The organism is Anaerobiospirillum sp. NML120448 (assembly GCF_023050945.1).
Lineage (GTDB): Bacteria > Pseudomonadota > Gammaproteobacteria > Enterobacterales > Succinivibrionaceae > Anaerobiospirillum.
In genome coordinates this window covers 1-11,841 of record NZ_JALKIM010000096.1, presented here as the reverse complement: position 1 = coordinate 11,841, position 11,841 = coordinate 1, and the positions used below count along the sequence as shown (strand labels likewise).

The 11,841-nt window shown below is 39.4% G+C and carries 4 protein-coding genes; 3 read left to right on the top strand and 1 reads right to left on the bottom strand.

The window, feature by feature from the left end; genetic code table 11:
• Positions 1 to 1,267: 1,267 nt before the first annotated feature.
• Positions 1,268 to 2,479 (top strand): DUF6348 family protein, encoded by a 1,212-nt coding sequence (locus tag MXE38_RS11180; RefSeq protein ID WP_246914939.1) that lies wholly within the window; start codon positions 1,268 to 1,270, stop codon positions 2,477 to 2,479.
• A 312-nt stretch (positions 2,480 to 2,791) separates the two neighbouring features.
• Here MXE38_RS11180 and MXE38_RS11175 read toward each other — a convergent pair whose 3' ends face one another.
• Positions 2,792 to 3,634, bottom strand: coding sequence for a BON domain-containing protein (locus MXE38_RS11175; RefSeq protein ID WP_246914937.1), 843 nt, complete (start codon positions 3,632 to 3,634; stop codon positions 2,792 to 2,794).
• Positions 3,635 to 7,817: 4,183 nt separating this feature from the next.
• Between MXE38_RS11175 and MXE38_RS11170 the strand changes: the two genes are divergently transcribed.
• A complete protein-coding gene (locus MXE38_RS11170; RefSeq protein ID WP_246914933.1) occupies positions 7,818 to 8,780 on the top strand; it encodes a transporter substrate-binding domain-containing protein in 963 nt (320 codons plus the stop codon).
• A gap of 1,065 nt (positions 8,781 to 9,845) precedes the next feature.
• Positions 9,846 to 11,132, top strand: a complete 1,287-nt coding sequence (locus tag MXE38_RS11165) for an MFS transporter (RefSeq protein ID WP_246914931.1) — start codon at positions 9,846 to 9,848, stop codon at positions 11,130 to 11,132.
• The last annotated feature ends 709 nt before the right edge of the window (positions 11,133 to 11,841 follow it).

Genomic DNA, 11,841 nt, shown 5'->3' with positions numbered 1-11,841 from the left:
ACTATATGTGACTTATATCACATATTTACTTTGCATAAAGGTTAATATAGTGTAGTTTTGTCGATGGTGTTTTTACAAGATTTTGCCACATTTTGTTCAACCAGCGCTTAATGTCGGTCGATATGCTACTAAGAGCTTACCCATCTAAAGGATTAGCCTATCGCTCAGCAAATACAATTACCTCAATTAAGGATAATACGACCATAAGAACAAGAGTAAGAGCAGAAACCATTCACTTTACTGGTGGTTATATTGGTTGGCTTTTGTAAGGATTGGCTCTGGCAAAGATCTTAAACCTACTAAGGGCTTACCCTTCTAAAGGCTTAGCCTATCGCTCAGCAAATACAATTACCTCAACTAAGCCTATTAAGCCCATGATAGTAAGAGTAATAGCACCAGCACTCCAGCACTCCCTATTGAAGGTTGATTGGTTGGCTTTTGTAAGGATTAGCTCAGGCAAAGAGCTTAAACCTACTAAGAGCTTAACAATCTAAATGGCTTATCCTATTGCTCAGCAAATACAATTACCTCAACTAAGCCTATTAAGCTCCATAAGAGTAAGAGCACCCGCACTCCAGCACTCCAGCACTTCCTATTGAAGGTTGATTGGTTGGCTTTTGTAAGGAATGGCTCAGGCAAAGCTCTTAAACCTACTAAGAGCTTGCCCTTCTAAAGGCTTATCCTTTCGCTCAGCAAATACAATTACCTCAACTAAGCCTAATAAGCCCCATAAGAGTAAGAGCAATAGCACTAGCACTCCAGCACTACCTATCGAAGGTTGATTGGTTGGCTTTTGTAAGGATTGACTCTGGCAAAGCTCTTAAACCTACTAAGAGCTTACCCTTCTAAAGGCTTAGCCTATCGCTCAGCAAATACAATCACCTCAACAAAGGCTAATACGACCATAAGAGTAAGAGCAAGAGCAAGAGAAAGTGCAGCCATCATTCACTTTACTGATAGTTTTATTGGTTGGCTTTTGGAAGGATTGCTGCTGGTAAAGGGCTTAGGCACACTAGAGGTGGCTTGATTGGGGGCTGTAGTGATGAAAAAATGAGACTTAGATTTACAAATTGAGTTCAATTAGCTATGTTTCATTAAGAGAGTGGATGATAGCGCCGTTAAGCTTTAGACAGCAGCGCTTAGCTCTTGACTAACAGCACATAATCTTTATAAGCAATAGTTCTTGCTTGCCTTATTTGGGATTAAGAACGCTTTTATTTGGTATTGTGGTTAACAGTCGTAAAACTTAATGTTAGGTACCATATGTATGGAAAGTAAACATCATGCTCCCTATTTGGATCTTGCTCAGCTCAATTTTGAGAAGCAAGATAACTTTGATATTGAAGTGTTAATTTGTGAATCACTCATTGATTATTGTGCTCAGCACAATATTGTCACTGAGTGTATTAGCAATGAACTACACTTTATAAATCTTGATATTGTTTTACGACCTACCATTATGCAGCTCAATTCCCAAAGTGTATTACTTTGTTTTGAGCTTACATCTGAGCAGTGGGACAAGAGCATTATTGAAAACTCAGCAGGCATGGGTGTAGATACGGCACAAGCACTAGCTAATGCCTTAGAATCATTTAGCAGCGCCTGCTTAGAGGGTTTGCTTTATATGCTCAGTGAACAAAGCTGCTATGAAAGCTGCACCTCTACTTTTATGGGGCATGAGCATAAATGGCAAGTTTATCTTAGTGATCTCGTCTCTATTGGAGAAGCTCCTGATATTGAGGAGGCCCAATATTATTGGGATGAGCTTAAAGAGATGCTGCTACCACGTTTAGGCAATCAACGCTTTTGCTACATAAAAGTCTTTGCCTCTAAGTCTTTTGGCTCTGTCTTTTGTGAGTGCCGCATTGATAATGTTTTGAGCAATGATGTTACTCAACTGTTAGTGAAAATGACCAAGCATTGGTCTACCCAAAAGTTTGCCTCTCATAAAATGTTTTTCTTTTTAAAACAAGACGAAAACACAGTACTTCCAAGTGACCTCTTCTTACCTCCAAAACAAAAAGAGCTCAACTACCAAGTAAATGTGGCACTACGTCTGTTTGGCCAATGCAGTAGTCAAGAAGAATACGAGCAGCTACCGCTACAGCTTCAGGAGATCATTCCTGATAAGGTGCTAGCTTTAGAGCTTTACTATTTCCTACCAGAAATATGTACTCAGATGATGCTGCCAGAAATAAGCTTCTCAGATGCAATCTCTTTGTCGATTGGAGATAACGAGCCTATCAACATACATATTCACCAACTTACTGATTATTTGCCTATTTATCGAGCACTAACTAATTTAATGACTGACAACCCAAGTGATGAGCTTAAAGAAGCTTTTAAGCTATGTTCTTTTTATAGCTCTGCCTTTAATGTCATTAACCAAGTACTCAATGAATCACCAGAAACTAAGCTTACTGACTTAAGCGGTCTAACAACTTGTTATTTTGTACCGCCAAGTTTTGAGATCCGCTAAGGCCCAAAGGACACCTTGTTTGCCTCTATGGCTAAGACGCTTAAGATGCAGTGCTGGCTAGCACTTGCTCGCTCTTACTCTAATTTGCTAGCACTTACTAGCCACAGGTTTTGCCCTTGAAAGTCATTTTAGTTGCCAATTAAGGACAACTGTGCAAGGCATGCTTTAATACTGCGCTTCTTGTTTTGTTTTATAGGGCAAAATGCAAGAGCTAAGCTGTGTTCATCATTTTTGGCTTGCCTAGAAACGCAAAGCCCTGCTCAAGGACAATCTTTGGCAGGGCTTTGGTTTTAGTAAGTATTAAATTAAAGCTTAGTACTCACTAGCAGGGGCTAATAATGAGCTTGGGCCAGAGTCCATTGGCTCATCCATAATATAAGCACCGCCATTTTGCTGATTTTGTACTGGTGGTACATAGCTAGAATTGCGCTGTGGCTTTTGGTAGTCAGAGGCTGAGCCCTTTTGTGGGCTTACAGTAATTTTCTCTTCTACCTGAGCGCCATTGCCCTTATAAACAGTGTCGTCAATGTAATCAAAGATATGATAAACCTTACGTACGCCATCAATACCTAATACAGTATTAATAGCACGCTTGCTCTCATCACGATTTACAATACCCATTAAGAAGACATTGCCATTTTCAGTAATCACTTTAAAGCGATTAGAGTTGATGTCCTTACCAAAGAGCAATTGAGCCTTAATCTTAGAGGTAATAATAGCATCACTAGAAACTACAGTAGAAGGTACTGGCTTTTGCAAGGTTGCGTAATTATAGACCTTGCGAACATGCTCTAAGCCTTCGATTTGCTTAACTACCCACTTTAAGTAATCACGATTAATGGTTTGACCAGTAATTAAGACATTACCATTAAAGGCGGTAACAGCAATTCTGAGATCTTCTGGCTTGGAAAGTACAGAGTTAGACTTAATGAAGCGATAAGCATTTTGCTCAATACCCTCATCATAAGCCATATTGTATATAGAGCGACTGTCTTGCTGCACAGCTGCAACGCCCGCACCACCAGCTCCTGCGGCAATAATTAAACCGCAGCCATTAAGCATTAGGGGCATAGCCACACAACAAGCACCAACTAAGGCTAACTTTTTCCAGCTCTTGGCCTTAGATATTGAGCTCTTAGTTGTTGACATCTCCATAATGATCTCCTATTTCTCTTGCAAACTTTTTTAATTTAATTAAACCATAATTTTGTCATATTAGCACTAGCGCCAGCGGCTAACTTCAAATAGTTGTTAGCCCTATCTCTTAATTGCTAGCGTTTTTTGAGCAAAGCTCCTAAAAATGGTGCATCATCCAGCCCCTTAGAGTAAGCTTGCACCTACTAAAGCCTATGACACTGCACCAGCTCCAGCTATAGCACCGCCCTTAGCCCCAGCCACAGCTACTGCCTATGACCACAACAGCCTGGTACACTTATGATGAAAGCTACTGAGCTTATAGAACTGCCTAATTGACAGCCCCTGTCTCAGTTAAAATACAAGCTCAAAACCAAGCTCATGCCCAGGCCTATGGCCATGGCCAGGCTCAGCCAAAAGCTGAAATTATGTAGGCTTAGCTTAGACAAGTCCCTTAATCGAGCTTTCTATAAGGCATCCAAACCTACTACGAGCTGAAACATTTATCCTGACCGCTAATAGAGCTGCCTAATATATCGCCATTAGCTAGTAGCAAAGATGTAAATTAGTAAGGCTTAAGGCCACAGCGTTAGCCCTGCTCAATCAAGCACCATGTTTCCAAACTATTCGTACCTTCAAAGAGCAAGTCTATATACGAATAAACAAACAAAACAGGCAATTACAATCTATGGTCAGTAAAAGCCCATTGGCCATCACTAAAGGTATGTTAAGAAGTACAGTTAGCTTATCGTGCCTTTCCCTAAACTAGCATACCTGACCATATACAACTGAGCTGTTTAACCATTAGCTGGTATTAGTTAAGCAAGCCTATATTTGCTATATCCTATCTTTGCCAAGGAAAGTTAGCTCTCTGTTCCTAATGTTTAGCACTATCTGAGCACGAGCTTAGCAAGGCCCTAACTTATCATTACAGTGTCTGGGCTTAGCATTAATAAAGTCCAATCTGCTTATCTTAGTCCTGATATACCTTTGAACTGCTAGTAAGCTTTGTAAGCCTCAGAATCAAGCTATCTTAGCTTAATTACATGAGCTCAACTTAGCATTGATTCCTAGCCTAAAGGGCAATGACTTATTATTAATTCTCAAGGCCTATTAGTAATAGTCAGTTCTAGTCCAACCATTCTTAAGAGTACCTTGCAATGCAAAGTATCATATTGAGCTTAGGAATAAGTTAGCAAGTATTACATTAGTCTTAATCGTCCCATACTATCTTTGCCTCTGGTACAACGAATAAAGAATACTAATTAGTATCAGTAGCAATATCAGCATCCTCTGACTACCTCTATATAAGTAGCATAGGCTCTAGCACCTACCAATGCCCACGCCCATGCCTATGCCCATCCCTACCAACAGAAGCTAGAGCAGAGCAGAGCAGAGCAATGGTATTAGCTCAAACTCTAATAAGAACTGGTAAAGGGTCAAGTACTGGTGCAGGAACTTATATAAGAATAGACATACCTTATGTGCGGCAAACGTAAGAGCTTATTGTTATTTGAGCAATCTTTTGGGGTCTCCTACTAAAAATATGAGGGCATGGACTTGAAGTGCTCAAAAAAGCAGTTGCAGAGGCAGGCAATAAAGAAGTAAAGAAAGAAAGAAAGAAAAAGCAAGCAATTAATCATTCAGGCAAACCACTATTTAATCAGCTTCATAGGACAGCTGATTAACAAACTCACTAGTTGGTAAGTAGTAAGTAAGAGAGAGAGAGAGAGAGAGAGTGTGTGTGTGTGTGTAAGTGAGCAATTTAGCTGCTTTGCTTGCTAGCTTGATTTGCAGGCTGGCAGACTGATTGGCTGGCTAGTTTGTTGTTAGTTAGTTAGTTAGTTAGTTAGTTAGTTAATTGGTTGGTTGGTTGGTTTATCCATCAAGAGCTTAGTATCAGAACTACCTTTAGGGTGCGAGGTTGCAAATCTAGCTGGGGTGATGAGGCACAAATATGCATCTAGCACTATCTTTATGCAAAATCAATAAAACTGCAAATTTCCCCATAATGGGTAGTTAGCGATTATGGTTGCATTCATAAGGGGATCTATCAACAGGGTAAAAGTTGATAATTGGTTGCAGATAGTTAGATATTTTCTTTGGCTAAATTGCTTATATATGAGGATTATTGCGTTTTAGGAGGACTTTTAGCGTCTAGCTTTAAAAAATGGCAAGATGGCTTAAAAACAGCTAAAGAAGGGCAAATGTTATGTTAAAAAACATTTTGTAACTATTAAAGAATGTCAAGCCTGATTGTGATTAGGATTGAAGCGCTTATTAAGATATTCTGCCTTAGTTACTTGTAACATTTCTTAGGCAAAATCTTACAAAAGCCCAAGATAATGAGTCTAGTTTTTATAGTTGATTTAGGGAGTTTTTAAGGCAGGATTGTGCTTTACACAATAAAAAACCCCCGAGTGTAAGAACACTCAGGGGGTAACAATCAAACAAACATAAGGAGTATCTACATTATACAAAATAACTTATGTATTGCAAGAACTTTTTTGTAATTTTTTAATAATTTTTTGGCTAATTTTTATCAACTTGTATGCAAGGCACTATATACCTAGATCTTAAGCCAAAATATGATTAATAAGCCATTATTGCTCCATTAATGAAATTCGATTTATTAAATCCAGTTTATCTTTCATAAGACACATATTTTTCCCAAATCTGAATAATTGTTATATCTATTTGTGACATACTTTCATTTACGTTTATCAATGTTACACTGGTGAATTTTGACCCATTTTTTATCAGCAACTCAAGAAAATTGTTTTAGCGCAATTTTGTGCATGTAAACAAGATGTAAATATAGATAAACTCAACCTTCGTGCTACATGAGTCAGTAAAAAAGTACCAGATTTTAGTGATCTTGCTCAATTTTTTCATCTGTTAATTATTATCAAATTCTCGTTAAATCTTGATTAAATATGGTTTTAAAGCAAATTTTCCATAGCCCTATTTCCTAAAAAATTATCAATGAAAACCAGTTTTACGTATTTTTAGTGACGATATATTTACTAACATAGATTGATTGAGCAATAAGCTAATGAGCTTATAAGAGAAGATTATCCTTTGCGCTTTGTTGCGTTTTTTTACAAAAACCAAATATGAAATATGTCCTATAAAGTCATACTATCTCTAAAAAGCCCCAGTAACTTTTCTAAAATAGCTAACCGCCATATACGCTCCTAGAACCGCAGTTATCTGTTCTAGGGGCTCATTTTTATTAGACGCTCTACTTTATGGTTAATGTTTAATGGTTAATAAGCAATAAGCAATAAGCAATAAGCAATGAGCAATGAGCAATGAGCAATGAGCGGTCTGCTATAGCAATATAAGCAGAGGTAATGGGTGAAGTGCGAGGGGCTACTTGCAATTAGCGGTTGTTCAAGGGCAATGGGTGAGAGGCAAATGGTAATGAGCCTTGCAATGTTAGCGGCTTATTAGCTTGTTAGCTTACTTAGAGGCAAGCTTACGCTTGTGCCCTAATAGTATTCACTACAACTTGGTATTAACTAATAAGAATGCGCCCTATCTTTAGTACTGTTTTGGAGGAGGCTGTGCTATTGATATGTTTTTGCAAAAAATTATCAATTAGCTTAAGCTGCGGTGAGATTTAGCTTAAATGTTGATTATCTTTTGGCTAGTGCTTTGTTAAAACTTTGGAGCAATAAGGCTCTCAGTTTTAGCAATTTAAATTTTGGTGGTTTAGCTGCTTATCTAGGCTCTCGTATGGTAGTATGCCTTTTACTAAAATAATGCTTTAAAACGCTATATTTATCACGTTTTATTATTTGTTTTTAATTAGTTAAATTCTTTAAAAAAATATTTTCTTTTGATGGTATTTTTAGTATTATTTGCTCGTTAGTATGGAAGTACAGAAAAGAGCATATCTGTTTTTTTTCTTAGCCTGTTAACTTAATTTTCTTGACAGTATATAGCTTACAAACACACTGCTATGTACCTGTATACGTCATGATTCATCATGGTTAGAAAATTTATATACCACTTATTAAGTTTGAAGCTTGCCAGGCCTCTTTTTGTAAGTTGATTAATAAGTAAGTTTTACCATTTACTAACAACTCCCTAAACATCATAGTGCCCCTTACTCTTACTTGATGAAGCCATAGAGGCTAACGCAGGGGTTTTATGATGTCTCTGGGAACATTAATGTAGTCATACGCCTAATAGTTGCATGCTTTATCTTACAAAGCTGCTCCTTGTACTAAGTTTAGAGCGTAAGACTAAAGCATATTATTTAGCATTCTTACATGAGGACAAACCTATGCGCAGCTGCCCAGCAGTAGCTCAAAATGCAAACACCGACACTAAGGTTAACAACCAAGCTTTACAAAGCCGTAATCGAGCTTTTAGCTTTTGGACTAAACTTGCTGCCTCTGTTGCCTTTGGCTCATTCTTGTTTGGTTCAGCTCCCGCTCTATCCCAAAGTTTGTCTGATAAGACCTTAGTTGTTGCTGTAGCTGTAGCCCCTCCATTTATTGAAATCACAGATGACTTCCATAAGCCAAGGGGTGTGGATGTATCTTTAATTAAGGAACTACAAAAACGCACTGGCTTTAAAACTCACCAAGACGAAATGGCTATGATGACACTTGATGAAATGGTGACTCTAGGCCGCTCTGGTAAAGCTGATATCGTAGCTGGTGCTCTAAGTGCCACAGCTGAGCGCTCTGCCCACTACTCTGTAACTGAGCCTTATGTTTACAACAGTGTATGCATGGTTACTCGAGCTAATGACACTATTGATGATATTAAAGATTTACAAAATCGCACTTTAGCCATCCAAATTGGCACCAACGTAACCTCTATTGCAGATCAAAACCCTGGCATGCACCTTTATGAAGTGTCCTCAACCTTTATGACCTTCTATGCCGTAGCCACAGGCAAGGCCGATGCTTTATTAGTTGATGAAATTATCGCTCTTGAGTACATCAAGACCTGGCCTAACGCAGGCTTAAAGGTAGCCTACCGTCTGCCAGACACTGAAACAGGTATTGCCCTATTCTTTAAGAAAGACTCTCCTATCAGCCGTGAGTTGCAAAAGACCTATCAGGACATGCTCGATGACGGTACCGTTGATAGAATTGTACGTAATGAATTGGGTGCATATATTGACCTACTAACAGTTAAAAATTAATCCTAACAACTCCAATTCCAAAAAGGGCTCAATAGAGCCCTTTGTCATGGCCAAGCCCAGCCCACACCCAGCCCAAATTCACCCCGCTCATCATAGAGCACACAGCATATAGCATGCAGCATGCTGCATGAAGTATGCGCCATACGTCCACCTCAGCACCAGCACCATCCCTACCCATGTATCAGGACAGAGCCAGCACCAGCACCTCCTCAGCCCCTCACACTACAGCCACCAGCCATACTGGCAGTTTGAGCTTGAAGCGCCACATTTTGCTAGCACTGAGCTTACCTTGGAAAATCAAAACCATCAGAGCAGTAAAAATCACACAGGCAAAACTTTGCCAGCTGTTAGTATTACCAAACCACTACCACACGCTAGCCTTTGCATCACTCAGAGCCACTGAATTTAGTAAGTAATTTGCGCAGCTAAATTACCCTCTATTAATTAAGAAGGCATAAGAGAGCACTCAAGATTTTCTTATCTAAGGCACAATAATTTAAAGCGGAGAACTAAAGGCAGTCTTGCAAACTTTTAAGTAGCCAGCAGTTACAAGCTACTTCCATTTAGCTGACCTTGCTATTTTCAGTTCATAACTAACTATACAATATACGCTATGTTTTGGTACATAAACCCATAATAACGGCTCAAAACTACACTATATTAACCTGATTAGCTTTTAGTTTTACCTCTGCTCTATGAGCAATTTCCCTTTTTGCTAAGATTGAGCTCAAGCCTTTAGGCTTGCGTTCTTAAACTGTCATCTAAGTTGCAAGCATAGTAAGCCTTTGGTGTTTTAGTGTTTGTCTTTGTAATCATTATGAGATCTCTAATTGTTTAGCTATAGCTCAAGCTCAAGCCTTAAACAATAGTTTGCTAAACCTTGATGCTTAGCCGCTCAAGTCACAGTAAGCTTTTAGTTCAGGTGAGGGCACGTTAGCTCTAGAGCAGATGCGGCTTGGCTTGCATAGCCTCGCCTAGTATTTTCCAAGCTTTGTTAGCTGTGTTCTTTTAGCTGATAGCCAGGATCTCATAGTGGCTTTAGTTCTTATTTGGTAGGTGTTTAGTATGTCTTGCGATTTCCTTTACTCCAAGCGCCTGTTGTCCAACCGCATTGCCTTCTTAATTGCAGGCTTTTGTATTGCTGCTTGGGCTCCTATGATCCCTTTTGTTAAAGAGCGTTTTGCTCTGGATGAGCATAACTTAGGTATACTCTTATTATGTGTAGGTATTGGTGCTTTCACCACCATGACTACCGCAGGCTATGTCAGCTCTAAATTAGGATGTAAAATTCCTGCCTATTTTTCTACCATTATTATTGCTATCTGCTTAGCCGCTATTCCTTTTGTTTACCACCTATATTTGCTAGCTGCCATCCTATTTATCATGGGTGCCTGTCTAGTGCTACTTGAGGTGGTGGCCAATGTTAATGCTGCCATTATTGAACGTGTTTCTAATAAGAATGTAATGTCAGGTTTACATGGTCTTTATAGTGTCGGTGGCTTTGCAGGCTCTTTGAGTGTTACTTTCTTGCTAACCCATAGCATGCCTTTTATGTTCTCTGGTATTTATGCTTGTGCCATTATGCTCATATGTCTTTTCTGGGGTGGTAGATATTTACTACCTACTATCAATGTAGCTGATGATGGTACTTTTTTAAGCCAAGCTCCTGAGCCTGCCCCATCCTCTACTGAAGATACTAATAGCCAAAAGAAAAAAGGCGCTTTAGCTCACTATACTAATGGCACTATCTTGCTCATTGGTTTTATGTGCTTTGTTATGTATATGACCGAAGGTTCTATGCTTGACTGGACTGGTGTGTTCTTAACTGCTGAGCGTGGGGTTAGCATTGAGGCAGCTGGCTATGGTTTTGCTGCATTCTCTATTGCAATGACTATTTTCCGCCTTACTGGAGATAAATTAGTTTCTATCCTTGGTCGTGGTCGCATTATTATTATCGGCACCTTCTTAATCGTATTAGGCTATCTGATTAGCGTTTTTGTACCACACTATATAGCAGCTCTCGTAGGTTTTGCTGTAATTGGTGTAGGAGCAAGTAATGTGGTACCTCAACTATTCTCAGTCTGTGCTCGTATTGAAGAAGTACCAACTCATATCTCTTTAACTGTAATTAACGCTATTGGCTACTCAGGTGGTTTAATTGGCCCTGCCCTAATTGGTTTCTTAGCCCATGCTATTGGTCTACCAAACACCTACTTAGTACAAGCAGCAGGCGTACTCTCAGTAACCGTAATGTCCTTCTTACTCTTACGTAGCCTACGCCACAAGCACCTCCATGGCTCCCAGAGAGAGCAAGCTAAGGACGACGCTCAAAGCCTCTCTACCCAAAGTTAACTAAAGTCAGGCCAGCCTCCTGCTAGCATCGCTAGCAGGCAAGCATGGCCTGCATTGCAGGCAGGCAAGCGTGCTGACCATACCCATGAGGCAGCACCGCCCCATGAGTCGTACTTATTAACTACTTAATGCCGTCCAATAAACAATTCCACCCCATAAGGCATTTACTAAACCTAGCTTGGTAGCCCTAAGCTAGGTTTTTTCTTGCTCGCAGCCCAATCGCAGCCCTAGTCCACCCCTAAAAATAAACTCCAGTTTTGCTTTAGCAGCGCAACTAAAAAAATTGTTGTCACAGCCATAGTTTACTCAACCTAGCAATTAGAAGGTCATGAGCTCCGAGTGCCAGGTGTTTTAGCTATCTACTACTCTTATAAATTACATCATTAACTAGCTCCTTATATGGACGCAGCCAAGCTTTTAAGCATTTAAGGAGCCCCTCCTAGCAAAGCTTTAGTCAGCAATCATGCTCCCAAAAAAGCAACCGATGCCATGAACTTGCATAGGCAAGTTTCACTGGTATTGTGACTTTGCTGCTGGCAACTTACCTCTGGCAAATAAAAGAATATTGATACATGTTTCATGCATATAGACCGACAATAGTATGATTTCCGTCTAAATTACCGAAACAAATCTGTAATCATCTATATGTATGTATAAAACCAAAATGTCAATATAGTATAGTTTCTTGTATCGATGCTATAATAGAATT

Bases quoted from the DNA above. Each gene is read 5' to 3' on its own strand.
- MXE38_RS11180 (WP_246914939.1), top strand. From the start codon at position 1,268: ATGGAAAGTAAACATCATGCTCCCTATTTGGATCTTGCTCAGCTCAAT.
- MXE38_RS11165 (WP_246914931.1), top strand. From the start codon at position 9,846: ATGTCTTGCGATTTCCTTTACTCCAAGCGCCTGTTGTCCAACCGCATT.
- MXE38_RS11170 (WP_246914933.1), top strand. From the start codon at position 7,818: ATGCTTTATCTTACAAAGCTGCTCCTTGTACTAAGTTTAGAGCGTAAG.
- MXE38_RS11175 (WP_246914937.1), bottom strand. From the start codon at position 3,634: ATGGAGATGTCAACAACTAAGAGCTCAATATCTAAGGCCAAGAGCTGG.